We start from the raw sequence: 23,552 nt of genomic DNA on the forward strand, positions 1-23,552 counted from the left end.
AGAGGAGAGGGTTCTATAACGCCATCCTTATAAAGTCCTCTCCTCTGGAGAGGATTTAGGTGAGGCCTATACTACTAAATAAAAAAGCGGCAGATTGTTTACCTGCCGCCTTTTTTATTTAAGCCTTCTCCTTTGGAGAAGGTTTGGATGAGGCATTACGCTATCGCTTTAGCGTATAACTCAGAAACGTGGTTCCAGTTGATCACGTTCCAGATAGCGGCTAAATAATCCGGGCGACGGTTTTGGTATTTTAAGTAATAAGCATGTTCCCAAACGTCAATACCCAGGATTGGTGTACCTTTTACTTCGGCAATGTCCATTAATGGGTTGTCCTGGTTAGGGGTTGAGGTTACGGCCAGTTTTTTATCGGCACCAACAATTAACCAGGCCCAGCCAGAACCAAAACGGGTTGCACCCGCTTCAGATACTTTAGTTTTAAAATCAGCAAAAGAACCGAAAGTGCTTTTGATCGCGTCAGCTAACGGGCCTGTAGGCTCGCCGCCACCGCTTGGAGACAATAAAGTCCAGAACAAAGAGTGGTTGTAGTGGCCACCGCCATTGTTACGCACAGCGGCAGGGTACTTTGAAATATTTTTGATGATATCTTCAATTTTGCCATCCGCCTCTGGTTTACCTTCCAAAGCTTTATTTAAGTTGGTAACATAAGCCTGGTGATGTTTACCGTGGTGAATTTCCATGGTAGTTTTATCAATATGCGGTTCAAGAGCATCAGTAGCGTATGGTAACGCCGGTAGTGTAAATGCCATAATATTTCAAATTTATTGGTTAAACAATTTATATGTGACGTAGCAAATATAAGCGCAGATATTACTTTTTGTTCTAATGAAATGTCATTTAATGATATGATAACTTACGAGGCTTCCGCCTCGCCCTAATACTGCCCCACTGAAAGCAGAAGCAGCGTACAAGCATAATCGGTTTCAATGCCGTTATCTACTGCCATGCGTCGCAGCTCCTCATTCTCGGTTCCGGGGTTAAAAATTATCCTTTTAGGTTTTGTTTTAAAGATGTAGTCGTACAATGGCGGCTGGTTCTGCGGCCCTACATAAAGCGTTATAGTATCAATATCGGTGTGGATGGTTTCCGGTTTCTCAATAGCAACCCCGGCCACCTCACCGGTTTTAATGCCTACATTCACAATACTGTGCCCATGGCTCACCAGGCGGTTAGCGGCCAGGTAGGCATAACGCGAAGGGTCGGGCGTAGCGCCTATAATGAGTGTTTTCTTATCTGCCATATGTATATAACGTGCAAGTTATAAAAATGATTTATTGGCAGGCCTAATGCCTCCGGTAATTACATTCAAATGGAATTTACGTTACCTTTGGCTATCCACCTTTGGTGAGATAAAAATAGAAAATGTCATCACACCATGTTATCCGCGAAAAGCAGGAACCAGCATTACTGGTACTCAGCTTAACTAACTTCAGCGACGAACTGCTGGGCCAGTTACTGGAATGGAGCCCTACGGTTGTTGCGCTGCAGCACGCGGCAGAAGAATTAAACAGCCTCGGTATTAAGGTGGATGTGGTGGTAGAGCATGAAGTAACCGCTCATTTACAGGAACATGTAAAGTTTATTTCCGCGGGAGCAGAAAATGCTATCGCCGCGGCATTAAACTACCTGGCAAACGAGGGTTACCCGGCAGTGAATGTAGTGACGGACGATGTGGAAATAAACCAATACGAACAGTTTATTAAGCGCATTAACCTGGTAATTTACAGCGGCACCCAAAAAATTTATCCCGTAAGTAGCGGGTTTAGTAAATGGAAGCCCGCGGACGAACGGGTAAGGATACTATCAGCATGTGCCGACCTGCAAACTACAGGCCTTTTAGCACAGCCCGATGGCGATCATATCACCCTGGCCGATGGTTTATTTTCGCTTAACTTCACCGGGCCGTACCTGTTTATTGCCGAGGAGCTTTAAAAATAATTGCGGCCTGCTTTTTGTTGAAAATAATTTATTAAGGATTAAACCGTTAGGAACTTTTCCAGTCATACATACAAATCAGCGCGAAAGCGCTGGCGCTTTATTACTTTCAAGATGAGAACAGCATATAAAAAATTATTAACAGTGGCCCTCAGCGGAATGATGTTCCTGGGTATGGGCCTCAACGCTGATGCACAACGGGGCGCTCGTGGCGGTGGCGGTGGTGGATTTAGTGGTGGCGGTGGCCGTGGGTTTAGCGGTGGTGGCGGTGGCGGTTTCAGCCGGCCATCAGCAGGCTCTTTCAGCCGGCCTTCAAGCGGCTTTAGCCAGCCATCAAATGGTTTTGGCAGAGGTTCGGCAGGCGCGTTCAGTCGCCCATCCGGTAGCTTTAGCAGGCCAAATGGCACTGCAATAGCGCCAAACAGCAGTGGTTTCGGCCGGGGTTCTGCCGGTGTTACCGCAGGCAGGGGCTATGGTTACAGCAACCGTGGCGCTTTCGCGGGTAGCCCATATTCCGGGTTTAACCGTGGCAGCGGCTACACAAGAGGCTACTATGGTGGCCGTTATGGCTATGGTTATGGCAGGCCATATGTAAGGCAATATTACGGCCCACGTTATTTTGGCTATGGTTATTATAACTATCGCGGTTACTATAACTCTTATTATTTGCCACGCATTGGTTTCAGCATAGGCGTACTACCTTTCGGTTACTATCCGTTCTGGTGGAACAACTACCAGTACTACTACGCCGACGGTTTGTATTACCAGTACAATGATAACCAATATACTGTAGTGGAACCACCGGTAGGAGCAGCAGTAAATTCATTACCATCAAAAGCGCAGCCTATTACTATCAACGGTGAGCAGTTCTATGAATCAAACGGTGTTTACTACCGTGCGGTAACCCGCGATGATGGTACTGTGGTTTACGAAGTAGCCGGTAAAGACGGTGAACTAAATACCAGCAATGGCGGTTCTGACGATGGCAACTACCAGGCTTACCAGGTAGGCGACATCCTGACCTCATTGCCTGAGGATAGCCGCAAAATAAAAGTAAATGGCGAAAAGCTTTGGGTATCTCCTGACGGAACCTATTTCCAGGAGCAACGCGATGAGAACAATAAAAAAGTTTATCGTGTTGTTGGAACAGCCGACGAGGACCAGGGCGATGACAATAATAACCAGCAATAAGTTTTAAGATTAGCTTCATAAAAGCGGGGGTTGTAAAAGGCCCCCGCTTTTTTTATGCCTGCTCCGCAACGTTAGGCATTTTTAAATTTACCGAAACATTTTTAACTCCGGCGTATTGGTATAGTATAACTAAATATCAAATACCATGGAAAATCATGATCATACAGCATTAATTGCAAAACTATTGGCCTGTGTAGCCGCTTGTGAAAATTGCGCCACAGCTTGCCTTAATGAAGATGAGGTAAAACCGATGGTGCGCTGTATCAGCCTCGACAGGGATTGCGCCGACATTTGCTCACAGGCGGCAAGGCTGTTACAGCGACAATCAGAGATCGCGCACCAGTACCTGGTACTTTGCGAAGAAATATGCCGCATGTGTGCCGAAGAATGTGGCATGCACGAGCATGAACATTGTCAGCAATGCGCCCGGGCCTGCCGCGAATGCGCCGATGCCTGCCATGCCCATCACCAAACCATTACACAGGATTAAACATGTAACATGAAAGCATTAGTGCTCAATTGCACGCTTAAGCCTTCGCCGGCGCCGTCAAATACGGAAGCGCTGGCCTATGAAATGATCAAAGAGATGGAGAGGATGGGCGTGCGAACCAAAATGATACGTGTGGCCGACCACCATATCATCACCGGTATAAAATCCGACCTTGGCGAAGGTGATGAGTGGCCGGCCATTTTGGATGAACTGCTCTCCTCAGAGATCCTCATTATTGCTACGCCTACCTGGATGGGTACCATGTCAAGCATGGCCTTAAAGGTACTCGAACGTATCAATGGCCTGTACCCTAAACGCGACAGCCAAAACCGGCCCGTTACCTTTAACCGTGTTGCGGGTTTTGTGGTAACCGGCGCGGAGGACGGGGCAAGGCACGTGGTAACAGAAATAGCAGGGGCTTTAATGGATGTTGGCTTTACCATTGCACCGCAATCATACACTTACTGGAACAACGGCCCCGGCCCGGGCGACAAGTATCTGGAGAGCGATTATCGTAAAGATTGGTCGGTACAAACGGCTAAGGCCGCAGCTAACAACGTAGTAGCTGTTGCCAGAGCGTTACGGCAAACCCCCATACCCGGCAGTGCCTGATAATGGCGATGATATTATTACCTTTGCGCCATGATTGATGTTGTACTTAAAAAAGGCAAGGAAAAAGCGGTTTTACAAAGGCACCCCTGGGTATTTTCGGGCGCTATTGAACAGGTAAAGGGCAAGCCCGCCAACGGCGAGGTAGTGCGCCTGCTTGATGGTAAAAAAACCTTTATGGCCTATGGCTTTTACAACAATCAATCGCGCGTGGCTGTGCGCCTGCTGGAGTGGGATGAGAACACCGCCGTTAACGACGACTGGTTCCGCGATAAGGTAAGGATGGCCGTAGCCGGTCGTGCCGATGTACTTGAGAGCGGCGAAACCGATACCTGCCGGCTGGTCTTTAGCGAGTCTGATTACCTGCCGGGGCTTATCGTTGACAAATATGCCGATCACCTGGCCGTGCAGGTACTCACCTCGGGTATACAAAATGTGTTGCCGGTAATTATTGATGAGCTTAATCAGCTCCTGAACCCAGCCAGCATATTTGATAAAAGCGACGCGGCCTCCCGTGCGCACGAAGGGCTGGAAACTTCTAACACCTTGCTTGCCGGCACCCACCCGCCGGAGCTGGTAATGGTAAAGGAAAATGGCATCACCTATGGCATCAACATCGCCGAGGGCCAAAAATCGGGTTTTTACTGCGACCAGCGCGATAACCGCCGCATATTGGCCCATTACGCCAAAAACCGTAAGGTGCTCGATTGCTTTTGCTACACAGGGGGCTTTACCCTGAATGCCCTGCACAACAATGCATTCCATGTTACCAGTGTAGATAGTTCGGCACTGGCCATTGAAACCTTGCTGGAAAATATACGCCTTAACGGCTTTGACGCAACCAAACACGAGGCTATCAAATCTGATGTGAACGCGCAGCTGCGCAAATTCAGGGAGGAGGGCGATAAGTTCGATATCATTGTTCTGGACCCGCCAAAATACGCGCCATCACGCTCGGCGCTTGACCGCGCCTCACGCGCGTATAAAGACCTTAACCGTATTGGTATGCAGCTGCTCAACAGCGGTGGCCTGCTGGCTACCTTCTCCTGCTCGGGCGCCATGGACATGGAAACCTTTAAGCAGGTATTGGCATGGGCCGCCCTTGATGCCGGTAAACAGGTACAGTTCATTTACCAGTTTAACCAGCCCGAGGACCACCCCGTTAGGGCGTCCTTCCCCGAGGGAGAATACCTGAAGGGCTTACTGTGCCGCGTTTGGTAGCTGCTATTTTTTGGTAACCGGTTTGGTAAGCTTGTTTTTTGAACGCATTTTAAGGTTCAGCATTTCTACCAGTACGGAGAAGGCCATCGCGAAATAAATATACCCTTTAGGGATGTGCTGCTCAAAGGCCTCGGCCAAAAGGGAAACACCTATCAATAACAGGAACGACAGCGCCAGCATTTTTACCGTTGGGTGCTTGTTCACAAAATTGGCCACACTTGCCGACGACCACATCATGATACCTACAGCTATAACCACTGCCGCCACCATGATCTCGATATGCTGTGCCATACCTACCGCCGTGATCACCGAATCAAGCGAGAAAACAATATCCAGCAGCATAATCTGCACAATGGTTCCCCAGAACGAGTGCGGTTTAACATTTTCGGCGCCTTCTTCATCGCCTTCAATTTTATGGTGTATCTCGGCCGTACTTTTATAGATCAGGAACAACCCGCCCACGATCAGGATCAGGTCGCGGCCGGATATAGCCAGCTTCTCCACCCAGTCGGCATCGGTTGCCCCAACAATGCCCGATAAATTAAACAGCGGGGCGGTGAGTTTCATTACCCAGCTTATGGCAAACAGGAGCATTACGCGTGTGATCATGGCCAAACCCAGCCCCAGCTTGCGGCCTTTATTTTGTTGATGTTTAGGGAGCTTGTCTGACAGTATGGAGATGAATATCACATTGTCAATCCCCAATACTATTTCCAAAAAGGTAAGCGTGATAAGGGATATCCACGCTTCCGGGTCGGTAAAAAATTCCATGCAGATGTTTATTGTTTCCGCTAAAATAGCAAAACCCCTGCCGTTGTTTGGCAAGGGTTTTACATTTAATGCTATTTAGCTGTTTTTCTATTTGAACTGTATGCCGGCAAACCTCGAGTTTACCACAACCGTAGTACCTGCGTTATTTTTGCCCACATAACCTTTATACGTTTTCACCTGCGACCAGCCGCGCTCTTCATCGCCGGGAGTTTTGGCGGTAACTTTCACCTTATCGTCTTTATAATTAAAGCTGCCCATGCGTGTGGTTACATCAAAGTTATAGCTAAGGTCGTTATCAAAATCAAGGTCAATTTTGGTATTTGAGGCGTTGATGTTAAGGTTTTTTACCCCTTTATCAATAGCGCCGATGCTAAGGCCGCCGCCAAATTTCACGTTGATATCCGCGGAAGTTTTCAGCCGGTCTATACTCACATCAGAGAAGTTAAACGTGGCCGCGCTGTTATCAATAGTGCCTGCTTTAAACTTACTGAACTCTACCCGAAGCTTTTCGCCGTTGTAGAAGGCTATGGACGATGGGCTATCCTGCGAAAAGCGCACAGATACATCATTTTGGGCATTGGTGAGCTGCTGCGCTATCAAGGTGCCAAACTGCAGCCTAACCACGGTTTTACCGCTGAGGTTGGGTAAAGTAACCGATCCGAACTTATTGTTAATATCCAGCGCGTTACCAGCCGGCATATACACTACGTAATCAATACTCATTTTCTGGTGGGTATCGCCACCGCGGCGCTGGTTGGTCCAGGTAATGGTTTTGAAAGAAACGGTTGAGCCTGTCTTACTGTCCCTGATAGAAGTACCCTCCGCCATTTCATCCACAATGCCAGCATCTTCTGATGAAAAACGCATGGTTACATCAACCTTAAACTCGTTACGGTTCCAGGTGTTTACATTGATTTTTCCAAAGCTGTTGCTGATCTGTAACACATCGTTAGCATCGGCGCTGTAGGTTTTACTGTAGGTTTTTACCTTCTCCTTGATTTCGCCGGTGGCTATTTTTTTTCGGTATTCCTGGTCAGACAGGTCGCTTTTAAAATTAAAGCTGCCCTGCGGCACCATACCGTTAAAACTACCCGAAAAGTTTTTATCAAAGTCTTTACCGAAATCCTTGAACTGTACGCTGAGCTTTTTATGCAGATCATTCATGCGCAGGGCCATCTGTTTATTCTGCTCAACAGAAAGTTTGGCCATTTGCTTGTTCAGGTCGGCCATCTTCACTTTAAGTTCGGCCATTTTCTTAGCCAGCTCCTTTTTATCGAAGTTGCCATTGTAGGTATAATTTTCTGGCGGCAGCGGCGGTTCGGGCGGTGTTACCTGCGCACGCAGGCCGGAACTTGCAGCTATTATCGCAGCAGCTGCAAATAACATGCTTTTAAATAGTTTTTTCATTTTGCTGATTTTTACTCGCGTTAAATTGTTGTATTACACTTAGCTGCTGGTTAAGCACTTCGGTTTGTATTTGCAAGTTCCGGATCATTGCACGTAAAACACGCTCCTGGTTAGGCGAAGTGGCCAGCTCGGCATTCAGTTTCTTATATATAGCCTGCATCCTGGTTATTTCCCCGTTAAATTCCTGGTATAACTGGGGGTCAAATTTGGCTATCTCTTTCAGTTCGTTCTTCTGCGTTTCAATTACCGATACCAGGCGCATCTGCTGTTTGGCATAGGTAGGGTTAATATCGGCATAATCTATTCCATTGCCGGCCGGCTTCATGGTTTTAAGATACAAGGCAAACCCAAGGCCCATCACCACAATTACCGAAGCGGCAACTTTTAGTACAAAACCCAGCGAAAACGTTTTAGCTACCCGTTTAACGGGCTGTTGCTCCCGATGCTCATCCCATGCGTCCAGTTCGGCGGCAATATTATCCCACAGATCGGCACGCGGCTCCAGGTCATCAAATTCTTCCCGGTTATGGCTAATAAAATCTTCTATAAGCTTGCTCATCTTTTTATCCCTTTCCTTATCAGTATATCGCCCAGTTTTCTTTTTGCTCTTAAAAACTGCGTACGTGATGTATTCTCGCTAATATTCAATATCTGCCCTATCTCCTCATGGTCGTAACCTTCCAGCAGGTATAACGATATCACCAACCGGTAACCCTCCGGCAGTTCTTTCATGGCCTCCTTTATCTGCGCCACCTGGTACTGTACGTCCTCATCATCAAAACTTTCCTCATCGGGTACGTTGTCCAGGTGCCCATCGTCAATCTCTACCAGTTCAAGCCGCCTTTTGCGTAAAAGATTGATAGAGCGGTTCACCACAATTTGTTTAAGCCACAGGCCAAAAGTAGTATCCTGTCTAAAATCCTTCAGCTTGTGAAAAGCGTCCGTAAACGATTCCTGCAATACATCTTCCGCCTCGGCAATATTGCCCACTATCCTGAAAGCGGTGTTTAACATCGCTTTGGCGTAAAGGCGGTAAAGCTCATAGCAGGCTTTTTTACTGCCCTGCTTACACTCAGCCACAAGGCTGTAATGTTTATCGGTATATACGGCTTCCAAATTGTATTGACAGGTTTCAGGTTAAATGACGCATGCCTTTTAACAACGTTGCACGGAGAGTAAAAAAAGTTGGTATCAGAATTAGAGAATTATCAGAATAAACGCATCTACACCTGAATCTTGTCAATTATTCGAATTCTGATCAAGGTACTTATCTATCACCTCAACAGCCCGCTCGTACCTGTCCTGCCCGGTTCCGGAGATCACGGTATAATTGGCGTTAAGCGCTTTTAGTTCCCGGTGCCATACCTCCATAAAATGTTCGCGCAGGTGGGGGAAATCGCGCAGGGGGTCGTCCTGCCAGGGCAGGTCAATATCCAGCAGTAGGTACAAGTGGTACGGGTGGCGGGGTAATTCGTCCAGCACCTCCTGCGGCGAGCTGCCAAATAACTGGTCGCTCCATATTTTAACGGTAATAAAAGTGGTATCGCAAATGAGCAGGCGGTTAGCTTTGGGCAGTAATTGCTCTTCCAGCGCGAGCTGCCCGTAAAACATGTTCACCTCATCGTGCCAGGTAGGCGGGGCGGTAAGCTTTTCGCAATAGCCGCGTGCAAACTCGGGCACCCAAACTGTTTGGTAATGCGCCGCCAAAAAGGCCGACATGGTTGACTTACCGGTAGATTCGGGCCCTACCACAGCTATCTTTATAATATCTGATGCCATTTATTTTATTTCATTAGGTACAGCCTGCTGCAATTTCCACTCACGGCGCCAATCTATATATCCTTTAGCGGCAATAAGCGCGTAAATAGCATACATAAGGGCGGTAAGATGCAGGTCTTTAAACATATAAACGCCTACGTATATGACATCAACAAACACCCATAGCAGCCAGTTTTCCAAAACCTTGCGCGCCAGGAATAACTGCGCCACCAAGCTGCATGACGCCAAAAAACTATCCAGGTAGGGGTATGAGGCGGGCGTGTATTGTAATACCGTACCCAACACAAAGGTAACCACCACCACCGCGGCAGCCGACAGGCCGGTTTCTTTTAAGGTGACGCGCCTGAGCGGTACTTTTTGCTCGGCGGGCGAATGGCTCCAGTACCACCAGCCATACATATTCATGCCCAGGAAGTAAAATTGCAGGCCCGTATCGGCATATAAATGTTTCTCAAAAAACAGGAAGATATAAATAGACACGCTAATAATGGCCAGTGGCCAGTTCCAAATACTGTTGCGCGCGGCAAGGTAAACGCATAACAGCCCGGTAATAACGGCGATAATCTCCGCTGCCGTTTGCTGCTGCCACCAGCTTTGCCACATGCTTATCCATTGCATGCGGTAAATATAACAGGATATATCAAAAGCCTTTGCAAGGCTTTAACCGTATATTGGTTAAGTATCATTATTTTTGAAAATCAACGTTTAATATATCATGAAGAAATTACTATTCGGGCTGCTTTTTCTATTGGCCGCTTATACCACGCATGCACAAAACAAATCGGTTGATCAGATTACCTCGGCCTACATCGGCGTAAAGAACGCCTTGGTAGGCAGCAATGCTACGTTGGCTAAAACCCGCGCCAAGGAGCTGCTTGCCGCGTTAGCCATACCACCAACGGGACTTACCGCCGCGCAGCAGAAACTTGCCGGCAGCTATGCGGATAAACTGAAAGCCGACAGCCGCGGCATAAGCCAGGCAACGGATATTGAGCAGCAGCGCAAATATTTTGAAACCCTATCTGCCAATATGTACAGCCTGCTTTCCGGCCTGCAACAGAATAGCGCAACGTTGTATCAGCAATATTGCCCCATGAAAAAGGCGGCATGGCTAAGCGAAAGTGATGATATACGCAACCCTTATTATGGTGATAAAATGCTGGAATGCGGTACGCTAAAGGCAACCTTAAAGGCGGCGAAGTAGGGTTAGGCTTCTTCGGCGGACGGCGCATAGATAGAAAGCTCTATGCTAATATTTAGCCCGGCGCAAAGTTTTAACAGGTCTGTCGGCAAATATTTCGATTGTACAAATTTACTTTCGTCATACCCGACACCAAAATCTAATACAGCATATTCAATTCCTATTGTTTGGGTAAGCTTTTGTAGGTGTTTATAATTATCTTTTAAGAACGCAGTCACGTCAGCCACCTGCTCGTTAAACTGATTAAAATCCGCATCACTTGCCGTAAATGAGCAGCCGCTGTGCGTTAGCTTTTTTCCGTCGGGCTTAGTTTTCAATTTAGGCTCGCCTTTGTGCCAGATGTTTTGGGGCCGCATTGTTGTCGCTAACAAACAATTATCTACATCAAAATCTGCACCCAGTATATTGAGATAGCAACTCATGTGATTAGTTTTAAGTGATAAATATATCCACAAATAAGTAGATTAGCGGCAATAGCCATGAATCAGAACCTGCAAAAGCTTTTCTCCATTGCGCAGAAGCCCGAACGTTTGTGCATCGGCCTCATGTCGGGCACCTCGTTAGATGGCCTGGATATTGCCCTGTGCAGTTTCAGCGGAAGCGGGATGCAAACCGGATTTAAGCTCCTCAACTTTGTTACCATTCCTTATGAGGATGAATTTAAGGAGCAGGTAAAGCAGGTATTCGCTAAACGGCAGGCCGACCTGCAGCAGGTTACTCTGCTTAACGCTTTTATAGGTACATATCACGCGCAACTAATACTACAGGCTTTAAAAGATTGGGGTGTAAAACCATCTGAGGTAGACTTCATAGCCAGCCACGGCCAAACTATTTACCACGCGCCCAAACACCAGCATGGGCAAGCGGGCTATGGTAATGCCACCCTGCAAATTGGAGATGGCGACCACATCGCGGTTAAAACCGGCATCATTACCATTAGCGATTTCAGGCAGAAACACATTGCCGCCGGTGGCGAGGGCGCGCCGTTGGCCCTGTATGGCGATGTGCTGCTGGGCAGCAGGCCCGGCGAAAACCGCGTGTTGCTTAATATAGGCGGTATTGCCAACCTTACCTATCTGCCCGGTGATGGCGACCTGTCAAAAGTACTGTCTACCGATATTGGGCCCGGCAATACACTGATAGATGCCGCCTGTCGCGAGCATTTTGGAAAGCCATACGATGAGAACGCGGCCATTGCGTATTCGGGTACGGTAAACGAAACACTGCTTGATGCCCTGCTGCATCATCCGTTTTTTAATGAGCGCCTGCCTAAAACCACCGGCCCCGAACTGTTTAACCTCGATTATGTAGCCAATGCGCAGCAAGCCACGCGCGATCTTAACATTGCCAAGGCCGACCTGGTTGCCACGCTCAGCGCCTTTACCGCGCGGACCATTGTACGGTTCATCGCCCAAAATTTCCCGGTGGACGGGTTAAAGATATTCGCCAGCGGCGGCGGTGCCCGCAACCCCTTTGTAATGGGGCAGATTAAAAAAGGCTTACCGAAAGCGGCTATTGGCAATACTGCCGATATAGGTATTGATCCTGACGCCAAAGAGGCTATCCTGTTTGCGGCCCTGGGCAACGAGGCAATTTGCGGGGAGCCTATAGTAATTGGCAACAACCCGGCGGTATTGATGGGTAAGTTTAGTTTTTCGGTGTAAGCCTCACCTAAATCCTCTCCAAAGGAGAGGACTTTATAACAAGATTTTTTAGAACCTTCTCCCCTGGAGAGGGCAGGGTGAGGCAAACGCGGGCAGGACTTTATAACAAGATTTTTAGACTCTCTCTCCCGTAGAGGGCAGGGTGAGGCAAATTATCCTTATATTCGACGCAAAAACAAATACGCATGAACGCATATAAATTCTTCCTTGAATTTCACTCTGGTTTCAGGTACATCGTAATGGTACTGGTATTGCTGGCCATCCTGGTTGCCTTTGCCGGCCTGTTAGGCAAAAGGCCATATACCAACGGTAACCGCAAGCTTAACCTGTTTGCCATGATATCGGCACACGTGCAACTATTAATAGGTTTGGTGCTATATTTTTTAAGCCCTTTTGTACGCTTTGGTAATGGCGTAATGAAAGATGCCGACGCCCGCTACTGGACGGTTGAGCACCTGGCCATGATGATATTTGCTATTGTTTTAATTACCATCGGGCACTCAAAATCAAAGAAAGCCACGCTTCCGGGCGAAAAGCACCGCGTGATCGCTTTGTTCTATTTACTGGCCTTTGTTACTGTGGTGGTAGCCATTATACAAAGCCATCGCCCTTTATTAGGCATGTCCCACTAAAAAAGTCGACAAAAAATTTGATAATTCAATTTTCTTTATAAATTTGTTCCCGCGATGAATAAAACTATCTACAATAACAGTTGGTGGCATCTTACAAAAGTAAGACAGCCGGATAGTTTCGTAATATTGCAACACTAATCAAATGTAAACCTATTTTGAAACCCGGCGAACGCTCAATTCGCCGGGTTTTTTTGTTTTAAGCGCCCAAGAGAGATCACAACATAAATGAAAACATATAAAATTAACACCACCCATAAAAAGCTGCTGGCCGACACCACTACGCCCGTAAGCATATACCTGCGGCTGCGCGATGTGTTCCCCAATTCACTGCTGCTGGAAAGTTCAGACTATCATAGCCGCGAGAACAGCTTAAGCTTTGTTTGCTGCCAGCCTTTCGGCGGCATTGTACTGAACGATGGCGAGCTGAAAAAGAAGTTTCCTGACGGCAGCGAGGAAACCAGCCAGCCCGGCACGTTTGACCTGGTGGACGAGATCAACCAATTTATCAATCGTTTCGAGGTGGAGGCCAATAACTCTAAAGTGCTTAACAACGGCCTTTTCGGGTATTTTACCCATGAAGCGGTTGAACATTTTGAAACCATTAAATTAAAACCCTATGGCCCTCACGACCGCAAGATACCGGTAATGCAGTACCATATGTACAGCTACATTATCGCTATTGACCATTTTAAGAATGAGCTGTACATTTTCCATAACCAGGTAGAAGGTCAGGAGCAAAGCAACGGTCTGGACCGCCTGGCCGACCTCATCAAGAATAAAAACTTTCCTGAATACAGCTTTGACAGTACGGCCGAGGAACAATCTAACCTTACCGGCGATGAATTTATTGCCATTGTGGAGAAAATGAAGCAGCATATTTACCGCGGCGATGTTTTCCAGATAGTGCCATCCCGTGCTTTTTCCAAAGCATTTACCGGCGACGAGTTTAACGTGTATCGGGCACTGCGCTCTATTAACCCATCGCCGTACCTTTTTTATTTTGATTACGGCGATTTCCGCATCTTTGGCTCATCGCCCGAGGCGCAGATCACCATTAAAAATAATGTGGCCAGCATATTCCCCATCGCCGGCACCTTTAAACGCAGCGGCGACGATGAAAAAGATGCCGAAATAGCCCGCGCCCTGGAGAACGACCCTAAGGAGTCCGCCGAGCACGTCATGCTGGTTGACCTGGCCCGTAACGACCTGAGTCGCCATTGTGAAGAGGTAAGCGTAAAGGCATTTAAAGAGGTGCAGTACTATTCTCATTTGATCCACCTGGTATCACATGTGAGCGGCAGGCTTAAACCCGGCACATCCTCCTTTAAAATTGTGGCCGATACCTTCCCGGCAGGTACACTGAGCGGCGCTCCTAAATACCGCGCCATGGAAATTATTGACGAGAACGAGAAAACCAAGCGCAGCTTCTATAGCGGCGCGCTGGGCTTTATGGGCTTCAACGGCGATTTTAACCACGCCATCATGATCCGCTCTTTCCTCAGCAAAAACAATACGCTGCACTACCAGGCCGGGGCAGGCATTGTAGCCGGGTCGGTACCGGAAAGTGAATTAAAAGAAGTAGATAACAAGATAGCAGCCCTGCGCAGGGCAATAGAACTGGCGCAGGAGTTGTAACCCCCTACCCCCCTGAAGGGGGAATAAAATACTATAAAAAAGAATGAGCACACAAGAAAATAACAGCCAATCCAACTCCCCCTCCAGGGGGCTGGGTGGTATCCTGATCATAGATAATTACGATTCGTTCACCTACAATTTGGTGCACCTGGTAAACGAACTGGGCCTGCAATGCGAGGTTTGGAGAAACGACCAGTTTAAGCTGGAAGATGTGGACCAATTCAGCCATATTATCCTGTCGCCGGGGCCGGGCATACCGTCTGAGGCGGGTTTATTGTTACAGGTGATAGAAAAATACGCGCCCACCAAGAGCTTGTTTGGGGTATGTTTAGGTCAGCAGGCCATAGCCGAGGTATTTGGCGGCAAGCTGTATAACCTGCCTCAGCCCATGCACGGTATAGCTACACCCATAAAGGTGACCGACACATCGGAGCCGTTGTTCAGATCATTACCTGAAAGCTTTAAGGTAGGGCGGTATCATTCCTGGGTGGTTGAGAAACAACTGCCCGATACGCTGGAAATTACCGCTATTGATGAGCAGGACGGATCCGTAATGGCGCTGCGCCACAAAAAATATAATGTGCGCGGTGTACAATTTCACCCCGAATCGGTGTTAACAGAGTATGGGAAAGAAATGATGCAAAACTGGTTGAACGCGTAAGTATATTTTCAGATTAATAAAAAACTGTCATTCTGAACAATAGTGAAGAATCCATCCACAAACAGATGCTTCGCTGGCGCTCAGTATGACAAGCTATTGTAAAAGACACCATGACCATACTTGATAAAATAGTAGAGCAAAAAAAGAAAGAAATAGCCGCTGCTAAACAACTGGTAAGCATCGCACAACTGGAGGCTTCGCCTTATTTTGACAGAACGCCCCACTCTTTCAAAGAATTCCTGCTGGCACCGGACCGTACTGGCATCATCGCCGAGTTCAAGCGCCGCTCCCCATCAAAGGGCATTATTAATGATAAGGCATTGGTTGAAGAGGTGACGCAGGCTTACGCAGCGGCAGGCGCATCGGCATTGTCTGTGTTAACTGATGAGCAATTCTTTGGCGGCGCGCAAAAAGATGTGACCGCCGCCCGCAAGGTGAACAAAATCCCTATTTTGCGGAAGGATTTTATGATTGACGAGTACCAGGTACTGGAAGCAAAGGCTATTGGCGCAGATGTAATTTTACTCATCGCTGCTATCCTTACACCTGAGGAGATCGCACGCCTCGCGGCCGCGGCTAAAAGTCATGGTCTTAGTGTGCTGTTAGAGGTACACAACCTGGAAGAACTGCAACGCAGCATTACGCCCAACCTGGATGCCATTGGCGTAAATAACCGTAATCTGGCCGATTTCAGCGTGTCGGTGGAAACTTCCTTTGAACTGGCAGAGCACATTCCCGATGAGTTCATCAAGATCTCTGAAAGCGCTATCAGCAACACCCATGTGATCAAAGACCTTAAAAAAGCCGGTTTCCGCGGGTTTTTGATCGGCGAGAACTTTATGCGCCAGCCTGACCCGGGTGCCGCTATCCGCGAATTTGTAAAAGGCTTGTAATTCAAGCCTTTTACCCTTATCTTTGCATTACATTTATACTCCATGTAATACTTCATCATTATTACCTTACACATGGTAAGGTTAGCGTAACAGTGAATGGGCACTACCCGTGCAATTCTCTCAAAATCAATATTTTCAGACTAACGCATTTTCGGCGTTAATTAATTGTAATAGCTATGTGAACATAACCGCAAACAGCGAGTTATAATTTAAGGTAGCACTTGCTTACCTTTATGGTTGAATTGCAAGCCCTCCTTAATCTCCAAAAAAGGGGAGATTTGAGATAAGCATAATTCAAAAGCCCCTCGCCTTATGGAGAGGGGTTGGGGAGAGGCTATAATCATTTTACTAAATGAGACAAAAATTTTATGATACTGCTGTGAAGCAGGAAAGGGCAGTGTTGGTAGGTGTAATTACGCCAAACGAAACAGAAGCCCAAGAAAAAGAATATTTAGAGGAATTAGAGTTCCTGGTGATGACTGCCGGCGGCAAAACCGAGAAGGCGTTCACCCAAAAACTGCAGCGGCCTGAGCGTGCAACCTTTGTGGGCACCGGTAAGTTGGAAGAGATAAAAGAATATGTAAAGGCAGAAGAAATAGACATGGTGGTGTTTGACGACGAACTGTCGCCATCACAACTGCGTAATATCGAGAACGAATTGCAGGTGAAGATACTGGACAGGAGCAATCTTATCCTGGATATTTTTGCCGGCAGGGCCCAAACCGCGCAGGCTAAAACCCAGGTGGAGCTGGCCCAACTGCAATACCTGCTGCCCCGCCTTACCCGCCTCTGGACGCACTTAGAGCGCCAAAAGGGTGGTATTGGTATGCGCGGCCCGGGCGAGTCGCAGATCGAGACGGACAGGCGTTTGATCCTGAACAAGATCTCGTTACTGAAAGAACGGCTGAAACTGATAGACCGGCAGAACGAAACACAGCGCAAAAACCGCCAGCAATTGATACGCGTGGCCCTGGTAGGGTATACCAACGTAGGTAAATCAACCATCATGAACATGCTGTCGAAGTCTGAAGTGTTCGCGGAGAACAAGTTGTTCGCAACGCTGGATACTACGGTGCGTAAAGTAGTGATAGAGAATGTGCCCTTCCTGCTGTCAGACACGGTCGGGTTTATCCGTAAGTTACCTCACCATTTGGTGGAGTGCTTTAAATCTACCCTGGATGAGGTGCGCGAAGCCGATATCCTGATCCACGTGGTCGACGTATCGCACCCGAACTTTGAGGACCAGATACGCACCGTTAATGAGACACTGAAGGACCTGGGCGCTATTGATAAAACCATGATAACGGTTTTTAACAAGATAGATGCCTTTAAGCCCGAAGACCATAACATCAACACAGAGCAGGAACCCATCACGCTTGATGACTTCCGCCACAGCTGGATGGCCAAGAACAATAGCCCCGCCATATTCATCTCTGCCACGCAGAAAGAAAACGTGGAGGAGTTCCGCAACCTGCTGTATGATTATGTAAAACAGGTGCATACGGCAAGGTATCCTTATGATAACTTGCTGTATTAACCCCTTAACCCCTTAAAGGGGGAACAGGAGTTGAAGACGTTACAAGAAAGGCCGGATGATTATATATCATTCGGCCTTTTTTTATTATTCATTAAGACAGATTTTTCTCCAGCTCCCCCTTCAGGGGGCTGGGGGGCTTCCCAAACCTCGCATAAATGCAAAATGGTATCTACCGCCTTTTGCATATCCTGTACCGATACCCATTCCTGCTTACCATGAAAAGCATGCTCGCCGGCAAAAATATTAGGACTGGGCAAACCCATGAATGATAACCTGGAGCCATCGGTACCGCCGCGTATGCTGCAGAGCTTAGCTTCTAAACCGGCGCGTCGAATTGCTTCCATACCATATTCTACTATCTCCGGGTGTTTTGCCAGCACATGTTTCATGTTGCGGTACTGTTCATGGGTTTCCAGCGTATAGCTGGAATTTGGGAAACGTTTCAGCACTTCATCAACTACTTTTCTTATAGTGTCTGCATGCTTAGGCAGGTTCGCGTCTTCGAAATCGCGGATAATAAAATCAATGATCGCCGTTTCTACATGGCCGCTTATATCAACGGGATGTACAAAACCCTGCATGCCTTCGGTATGCTCTGGCGACAGATCATCAGGCAAGGCCGCGATGATCTGCCCGGCAATTTTTATAGCGCTTTCCATTTTACCTTTGGCAAAACCCGGGTGGCTGCTCACCCCGTTAATGGTAAGGCGTGCGCCGTCAGCGCTAAAAGTTTCATTTTCCATATTGCCTGCGCTCTCGCCATCCATGGTGTAGCAGGCAAACGCGCCTATTTTGGCAATATCGGCCTTATCCACGCCCCTGCCTATCTCCTCGTCAGGCGTAAACAATATTTTTATGGTGCCGTGTTTGATCTCCGGGTGGTTCATTAACTGGTAGCACGCATCCATAATCTCGGCTACGCCGGCCTTGTTATCCGCCCCTAAAAGTGTAGTGCCCGATGCCGTGATAATATCGTTACCTATCTGGTTCTTCAGATCAGGGTGCTCACTCATTTTCAGTACCTGTGTCGTATCATCCGGCAGCGTAATGTCTTTCCCTTGGTAATTTTTATGGATGATGGGCTTAACACCGGTTCCGCTGCAATCAGGAGCGGTATCCATGTGCGAGCAGAAACAAATCACCGGCACATCGGGCTTATCCGTATTGGCTGGGATGGTGGCATAAACATAACCATATTCATCAAGGTGCGCGTCGGTTACCCCCATGTCCAACAACTCGCTTACCAATAGCCTGCCCAGGTCCTTCTGCTTTTCGGTAGACGGGATGGTTGGCGATGCCGGGTCCGACTGCGTATCAATGGTCACATATTTTAAAAATCTATCAGTAACCGTATAATTTAGCGGTGTTTTAAAATCCATAGAAAACTTATATTAGTAAAAAATTTACCGGTCGCCCTAAGCCGTGTAACGGCCGGTACAAACAGCAATTACCAAACATACAAATTCATTGAAAAAGTATATTTTAATTCTGCTACTGGCCGCCGCGTTTAACCAGGCCAAGGCGCAAAACAGCTTAAATTACGCTTCATTAGGTATTGGCGTAAGCGCGAGTTTAAACAAACCAAACGCCGACCTTAAAAATGAGTACCAGAACAAGTCATACGCCCTAACCTTTAATTATTATTATACACCCTATGTGCCGATAGGTTTAGAGTTTCAATTCGGTAAATTATCTGGGGGCGGGAATACCGTTGCCGAAGATAAGGACACCCGCCGTTTCAGTAACGACTACAAAGCGCTCATACTGCATATGGACGCGCAACTGGGCGAATTTGTTGATTATGAGCGAAACGCGTTTTTAAATGTGGTAAAGAATTTTTACGCGGGTATAGGTGTGGGGGGTATCTACAATAATGTAAACCGCAACGAGTACAGCCTGCTCGACCCTACTTATAAGTTCCCCGGGCAGAATACAAGCATTAACCTGATCGTTCCGCTGCGGGTAGGCTATGAGTTTAAGTTTTATAACGAATACGGGCAGCCCAACGTAAGGCTGGATATCGGCTACCAGCACAACATCACCTTTGGCGAAGGGCTGGATGGTTACGCGGATCCGTCAAGCAAGTTCAAGAACAACGCACCCGATCAGTATCGCCAGATCACCGTGGGCCTTAAAGTAAACTTTGGCGGCCAGAGCACTTACGACAAAGACATAAAGGGATACTGATATGCATATTGAAGACCTGCGCGACTATTGCCTTGCTAAACCCGGCGTTACTGAAAGCTTCCCCTTTGGCGAGGATACCCTGGTTTTCAAGGTGGGCGATAAAGTATTTTTGCTAACCGGCCTCAATGATCACAGCTTCAACGTAAAGTGCGACCCCGAAAAGGCCATTGAGCTACGAGAGCAGTTCAGCGAGGTGATGCACGGCTACCATATGAACAAAAAGCACTGGAACACCGTACGTACAGATGGCTCGCTTACCAATAAACAGCTCCGCGAAATGATAGACCATTCTTATGAACTGGTATTTGCTTCATTACCAAAAAAATTACGCGAGGAGATATCCAACCTGTAGCACTGATGAAAAAAGCGTTCCTGTTTCTCGTTCCGCTCTTATCAGGCCTGTTAGCCCACGCGCAGCTTACCCCCTTTGAGCAAAGTCCCGATAAAAATTATACCGCCACTTATCACCAGGTAATAGCTTACTACAAAAGCCTCGCGGCTAAGCAGCCGCAAATGCGCCTGTTTAACTATGGCAGTACAGATGCCGGTAAACCGCTAACGCTGATAGTGCTCTCAAAAGACAAGGTTTTTGACCCGGCGCTCATTAAAAAGCAGGGCAAATGTGTACTGCTGGTAAATAACGGCATACACCCCGGCGAGCCCGAAGGGATTGATGCGAGCATGATGCTGGTACGCGACCTGCTGAAAAACAACCAGCTGCCCAACAACGTGGTAGTGTGCTTTGTCGCTTTTTATAATATTGATGGCAGCCTTAACCGCGGCGTTTCGCGTGTAAACCAGAACGGGCCGCGCGCCTATGGTTTTAGGGGTAATTACCGCAACCTTGACCTTAACCGCGATTTTATCAAGGCTGATAGCCGTAACGCCCTGGCCTTTGCGCAGATCCTGAACACCTGGCAGCCCGAGGTGCTTTTAGATACCCACACCAGTGATGGCGCCGATTACCAGTATGTAATGACGCTGATTGAAACGCAGAAAGACAAGCAAAACCCCAGGCTGGCCGCCTACACGGATAAGGTATTAACACCCGACCTGTACAAAGGCATGAAGAAAAAAGGCTTTGAAATGATCCCTTACGGCGCGGGCGAGCAGGGCCTGCCGGATAGCGGCATTGTGAGCTTTATGGAAACGCCCCGCTTTTCTACCGGTTATGCGGCGCAGCACAACATCATCAGCTACATGACGGAAACGCATATGCTGAAACCATTTGACAAGCGGGTTTGGGCCACCTATTATTTTATACAACAGTTGGTAGATATTTGCCGCCGCGATGCCAGCCTGCTGGTCAGCAACAAAAAGCAGGTAGATACTGAGGTGGCACGGCAGCAAACCTTCGCCCTGAATTGGGCGCTTGACGAAATCCGGGTAGATACCATTACTTTTAAGGGTTATGCCGCCAAATACAAAACCAGCGAGGTGAGCGGCTTAAAACGCCTTTATTACGATCGCAACGAGCCTTATACAAAAACTATCAAGTTTTATAATACCTACAAGGCCATTGCCAGCGCGACTAAACCTGTAGCCTACATCATACCACAGGCCTGGGGCAAGGTAATTGAACTGCTGAAACTGAACAAAGTAGCCATGAGCCGCCTGGCGCATGATACTACGCTTACCCCGCAGATGTATTACCTAACTGATTACAAAACCGGCAACCGCCCATACGAAGGCCATTACCTGCACAGCAACGCGCAGCTTAACCCGGTTACCATGCCGGTTAAGTTTTACCAGGGCGATTATGTAGTATATGTAAACCAGCCCATTAATCGGTACATAGTAGAAACCCTTGAGCCGCAGGGCGTGGATTCTTTCTTCGCCTGGAACTTTTTTGATAGCATACTGGGGCAAAAGGAATATTTCTCTGATTACGTTTTTGAGGATGTTGCCGCCAAAATGCTTCAAGAAGACCCCGCGCTGAGAAAAAAACTGGATGAAGCCAAAGCCGCAGATGCTAAACTGGCAGGCAGCGCGGCAGCGCAGCTGAACTGGGTGTACCGCAATTCGCCCTATTTTGAAAAAACGTACCTGCGTTACCCGGTAGCCAGGCTATTAACTAACCCCCAACTTGATCTTGTAAAATGATTGAATATTTGCAATACGCCCCGGTGGCCTCTATCATATTTGCTATAACACTGGCTACCTCTTTATGGGCCTTTTATAACGAGAACCTGTACGGTAACCTTATCCTTAACCCTTACAATGTATCGCGCGGGTATAAGGTTTATACCATTATTACCAGCGGGCTTATCCATAAAGACTGGAACCACCTGTTCTTTAACATGTTGTCGTATTATTTTTTCGCCTTTCAGCTTGAGGTGATGCTGGGGCACTGGCAGTTTGGCCTGCTCTATGTTTTAAGCTTGATATTAAGCGACCTGCCTACCATACAAAAACACAGGAATGACCTCTGGTATAACAGCCTGGGTGCTTCGGGTGCCATTAGCGCGGTTATCTTTAGCTTTATCCTGTTTGAACCTACGGCGCAAATGGGGCTGCTGTTTTTACCCATTCATATCCCGGCATGGATATTTGGCATCCTGTACCTGGTATATTGCCATTATGCCTCTAAGCACGCGCGCGATAACATTAACCACGACGCGCACTTTTTTGGTGCCATAAGCGGCATCATTATCACCTTTGCACTGCACCACGAGGTATTGAACGAACTGATCGGAAAATTCAGAGGCTAAGACTGATGCTTTGCGCCGGTATTTTGTTGCCGGCTTCGTCAAACAGAAAACTCATTGGCCGCTCCGGGTTCTTGATGATCTCCAGCAGCAGAAAACCCCAGTTCTTCCAGAAGTTTTCCAGCACCTGGCCGTAGGTCTTATTCTGCCATTCATCAAAAAGCGACTTGCTGCTTAGTCCGCGCAGTGGCATTTCCTCAATGTATATCTCGTCGTTAACCGGTAGTATGTTATACTCGGGCAGGCGGTTAAACAGGTAATTGGAGTAAAAAACCCGTCCGCTAAATTCTTCAAACTGTATAGGGTGCAGGGTATCGTCCTTTAGCTGGTCGTATATCTTTTTATGATAATAATAGTTGGCGGCGTTATCCTGCAGGCATATCAGTAAGCCAAAATCATTTACCCGTAAAGCGAGGGTTTGGGTGTTTATCTCATCGCGGTAGCCAAACTCCTCCGGCTTGTTGTTCACCTTAAACAGAAAAAGGCTGAAAGGCTTAAAATCCTCAAATATCAACGGCAGGTTAATACTTTGCAGCATGAGGTGCAACTGGCTGAATTTTAAAAGAATAGACTGCGACATGCTGAATTCCTCGCCCTGCGCATGCATCAGCCGGATGCCTGCCTGTATCTCGTTAAAGATAATGCCATACAAAAGCTTACCCGCCCACTGAAACAACTTTAGCTCATCCAGCTGTTTTATACCTTCATATCCTTTGTTAAAAGCGGCGGCTACTTCCTGCTCCAGCGGTTCCATGAAATCGTTATTGATACCTGCAGAGCAGGGCAGCTTAAGGTCTTTATAGGTGGCTATGGTTTCATCGAGCAGTTTGAAGGGTTGGTCTTCTAACCCATAACGGCTCATAAGCCATTGGGGGAAAACCTGTATTTTTTCTTCATCGCTGCTGAGTGGTTCCCCGCTTAGGAAACAGGTTTTGTTACTGAAGTTAAAACGTTCAAACGGCGCGTAAATTTTTGGCGGCATAAGCGCAAAGATACACAGTAGGATAAAATTA

27 protein-coding genes are annotated in these 23,552 nt (G+C 47.5%); 16 read left to right on the forward strand and 11 right to left on the reverse strand.

Annotated elements, in window-relative coordinates; translation table 11 throughout:
* Window positions 1-155: 155 nt before the first annotated feature.
* Window positions 156-767 (reverse strand): superoxide dismutase, encoded by a 612-nt coding sequence (locus CKK33_RS03055; protein WP_095702695.1) that lies wholly within the window; start codon window positions 765-767, stop codon window positions 156-158.
* Between the two features lie 125 nt (window positions 768-892).
* A complete protein-coding gene (locus tag CKK33_RS03060; RefSeq protein WP_095702696.1) occupies window positions 893-1,258 on the reverse strand; it encodes a CoA-binding protein in 366 nt (121 codons plus the stop codon).
* Between the two features lie 122 nt (window positions 1,259-1,380).
* Between CKK33_RS03060 and CKK33_RS03065 the strand changes: the two genes are divergently transcribed.
* From CKK33_RS03065 to CKK33_RS03085, 5 genes are all read left to right on the forward strand, one after another.
* Complete coding sequence (locus CKK33_RS03065) at window positions 1,381-1,950, forward strand: thiamine pyrophosphokinase (RefSeq protein WP_095702697.1); 570 nt, start codon at window positions 1,381-1,383, stop codon at window positions 1,948-1,950.
* A gap of 117 nt (window positions 1,951-2,067) precedes the next feature.
* Window positions 2,068-3,144, forward strand: coding sequence for a DUF6515 family protein (locus tag CKK33_RS03070; RefSeq protein ID WP_095702698.1), 1,077 nt, complete (start codon window positions 2,068-2,070; stop codon window positions 3,142-3,144).
* Between the two features lie 145 nt (window positions 3,145-3,289).
* The gene (locus tag CKK33_RS03075; protein WP_095702699.1) at window positions 3,290-3,634 is read left to right on the forward strand and encodes a four-helix bundle copper-binding protein; all 345 of its coding nucleotides are present in this window, start codon (window positions 3,290-3,292) and stop codon (window positions 3,632-3,634) included.
* A 9-nt stretch (window positions 3,635-3,643) separates the two neighbouring features.
* Window positions 3,644-4,246, forward strand: coding sequence for a flavodoxin family protein (locus CKK33_RS03080; RefSeq protein WP_095702700.1), 603 nt, complete (start codon window positions 3,644-3,646; stop codon window positions 4,244-4,246).
* A gap of 30 nt (window positions 4,247-4,276) precedes the next feature.
* On the forward strand, window positions 4,277-5,464 hold the full coding sequence (locus tag CKK33_RS03085; protein WP_095702701.1) for a class I SAM-dependent rRNA methyltransferase: 1,188 nt from the start codon (window positions 4,277-4,279) through the stop codon (window positions 5,462-5,464).
* A gap of 3 nt (window positions 5,465-5,467) precedes the next feature.
* On the opposite strand, the gene CKK33_RS03090 is transcribed toward CKK33_RS03085, so the two are convergent.
* From CKK33_RS03090 to pnuC, 6 genes are all read right to left on the reverse strand, one after another.
* Entirely contained in the window at window positions 5,468-6,235 is a 768-nt protein-coding gene (locus tag CKK33_RS03090) for a TerC family protein (RefSeq protein ID WP_095702702.1), read from the reverse strand.
* A gap of 87 nt (window positions 6,236-6,322) precedes the next feature.
* Window positions 6,323-7,642: a hypothetical protein gene (locus tag CKK33_RS03095; RefSeq protein WP_095702703.1), complete on the reverse strand. Its 1,320-nt coding sequence runs from the start codon at window positions 7,640-7,642 to the stop codon at window positions 6,323-6,325.
* The gene (locus tag CKK33_RS03100) at window positions 7,626-8,201 is read right to left on the reverse strand and encodes a hypothetical protein (protein ID WP_095702704.1); all 576 of its coding nucleotides are present in this window, start codon (window positions 8,199-8,201) and stop codon (window positions 7,626-7,628) included. Before CKK33_RS03100 ends, CKK33_RS03095 begins: the two co-directional genes overlap by 17 nt.
* Window positions 8,198-8,758, reverse strand: a complete 561-nt coding sequence (locus CKK33_RS03105) for an RNA polymerase sigma factor (RefSeq protein ID WP_095702705.1) — start codon at window positions 8,756-8,758, stop codon at window positions 8,198-8,200. The genes CKK33_RS03100 and CKK33_RS03105 overlap by 4 nt, the downstream gene beginning before the upstream one ends.
* Window positions 8,759-8,881: 123 nt before the next feature.
* Window positions 8,882-9,421 carry an AAA family ATPase gene (locus CKK33_RS03110; protein ID WP_095702706.1) on the reverse strand — a complete coding sequence of 180 codons (540 nt, stop codon included), beginning with the start codon at window positions 9,419-9,421 and terminating at the stop codon, window positions 8,882-8,884.
* Entirely contained in the window at window positions 9,422-10,039 is a 618-nt protein-coding gene (gene pnuC / locus CKK33_RS03115) for a nicotinamide riboside transporter PnuC (protein WP_095702707.1), read from the reverse strand.
* 97 nt (window positions 10,040-10,136) lie between these two features.
* Between pnuC and CKK33_RS03120 the strand changes: the two genes are divergently transcribed.
* Window positions 10,137-10,625 carry a DUF3347 domain-containing protein gene (locus CKK33_RS03120; RefSeq protein WP_095702708.1) on the forward strand — a complete coding sequence of 163 codons (489 nt, stop codon included), beginning with the start codon at window positions 10,137-10,139 and terminating at the stop codon, window positions 10,623-10,625.
* Between the two features lie 2 nt (window positions 10,626-10,627).
* On the opposite strand, the gene CKK33_RS03125 is transcribed toward CKK33_RS03120, so the two are convergent.
* Complete coding sequence (locus CKK33_RS03125; protein ID WP_143822891.1) at window positions 10,628-11,044, reverse strand: hypothetical protein; 417 nt, start codon at window positions 11,042-11,044, stop codon at window positions 10,628-10,630.
* 57 nt (window positions 11,045-11,101) lie between these two features.
* Between CKK33_RS03125 and CKK33_RS03130 the strand changes: the two genes are divergently transcribed.
* From CKK33_RS03130 to hflX, 6 genes are all read left to right on the forward strand, one after another.
* Window positions 11,102-12,286 carry an anhydro-N-acetylmuramic acid kinase gene (locus CKK33_RS03130; RefSeq protein WP_095702710.1) on the forward strand — a complete coding sequence of 395 codons (1,185 nt, stop codon included), beginning with the start codon at window positions 11,102-11,104 and terminating at the stop codon, window positions 12,284-12,286.
* Between the two features lie 185 nt (window positions 12,287-12,471).
* Window positions 12,472-12,918 (forward strand): cytochrome B, encoded by a 447-nt coding sequence (locus CKK33_RS03135; protein ID WP_095702711.1) that lies wholly within the window; start codon window positions 12,472-12,474, stop codon window positions 12,916-12,918.
* A 225-nt stretch (window positions 12,919-13,143) separates the two neighbouring features.
* Complete coding sequence (locus CKK33_RS03140; RefSeq protein ID WP_095702712.1) at window positions 13,144-14,553, forward strand: anthranilate synthase component I family protein; 1,410 nt, start codon at window positions 13,144-13,146, stop codon at window positions 14,551-14,553.
* A 43-nt stretch (window positions 14,554-14,596) separates the two neighbouring features.
* Window positions 14,597-15,214 carry an aminodeoxychorismate/anthranilate synthase component II gene (locus CKK33_RS03145; RefSeq protein WP_095702713.1) on the forward strand — a complete coding sequence of 206 codons (618 nt, stop codon included), beginning with the start codon at window positions 14,597-14,599 and terminating at the stop codon, window positions 15,212-15,214.
* A 110-nt stretch (window positions 15,215-15,324) separates the two neighbouring features.
* The gene (gene trpC / locus CKK33_RS03150) at window positions 15,325-16,107 is read left to right on the forward strand and encodes an indole-3-glycerol phosphate synthase TrpC (protein ID WP_095702714.1); all 783 of its coding nucleotides are present in this window, start codon (window positions 15,325-15,327) and stop codon (window positions 16,105-16,107) included.
* Window positions 16,108-16,459: 352 nt separating this feature from the next.
* Window positions 16,460-17,644, forward strand: coding sequence for a GTPase HflX (gene hflX / locus CKK33_RS03155; protein WP_095702715.1), 1,185 nt, complete (start codon window positions 16,460-16,462; stop codon window positions 17,642-17,644).
* Between the two features lie 59 nt (window positions 17,645-17,703).
* Here hflX and pepT read toward each other — a convergent pair whose 3' ends face one another.
* Window positions 17,704-19,023 (reverse strand): peptidase T, encoded by a 1,320-nt coding sequence (pepT, locus tag CKK33_RS03160; protein ID WP_095702716.1) that lies wholly within the window; start codon window positions 19,021-19,023, stop codon window positions 17,704-17,706.
* 88 nt (window positions 19,024-19,111) lie between these two features.
* Here pepT and CKK33_RS03165 point away from each other — a divergent pair, with 88 nt between their 5' ends.
* The 4 genes from CKK33_RS03165 to CKK33_RS03180 are packed head-to-tail and all read left to right on the forward strand — an operon-like array spanning window position 19,112 to window position 22,542.
* Window positions 19,112-19,831, forward strand: a complete 720-nt coding sequence (locus tag CKK33_RS03165) for an outer membrane beta-barrel protein (protein ID WP_095702717.1) — start codon at window positions 19,112-19,114, stop codon at window positions 19,829-19,831.
* A gap of 1 nt (window position 19,832) precedes the next feature.
* A complete protein-coding gene (locus tag CKK33_RS03170) occupies window positions 19,833-20,183 on the forward strand; it encodes an MmcQ/YjbR family DNA-binding protein (protein WP_095702718.1) in 351 nt (116 codons plus the stop codon).
* 5 nt (window positions 20,184-20,188) lie between these two features.
* Window positions 20,189-21,934 carry a M14 family zinc carboxypeptidase gene (locus tag CKK33_RS03175; protein ID WP_095702719.1) on the forward strand — a complete coding sequence of 582 codons (1,746 nt, stop codon included), beginning with the start codon at window positions 20,189-20,191 and terminating at the stop codon, window positions 21,932-21,934.
* Window positions 21,931-22,542 (forward strand): rhomboid family intramembrane serine protease, encoded by a 612-nt coding sequence (locus tag CKK33_RS03180; protein WP_095702720.1) that lies wholly within the window; start codon window positions 21,931-21,933, stop codon window positions 22,540-22,542. Before CKK33_RS03175 ends, CKK33_RS03180 begins: the two co-directional genes overlap by 4 nt.
* On the opposite strand, the gene CKK33_RS03185 is transcribed toward CKK33_RS03180, so the two are convergent.
* Window positions 22,532-23,521, reverse strand: coding sequence for a hypothetical protein (locus tag CKK33_RS03185; protein WP_095702721.1), 990 nt, complete (start codon window positions 23,519-23,521; stop codon window positions 22,532-22,534). The two genes, CKK33_RS03180 and CKK33_RS03185, sit on opposite strands and share 11 nt — an antisense overlap.
* Window positions 23,522-23,552: the final 31 nt, after the last annotated feature.

This window comes from Mucilaginibacter sp. MD40, from assembly GCF_002288635.1.
GTDB lineage: Bacteria > Bacteroidota > Bacteroidia > Sphingobacteriales > Sphingobacteriaceae > Mucilaginibacter.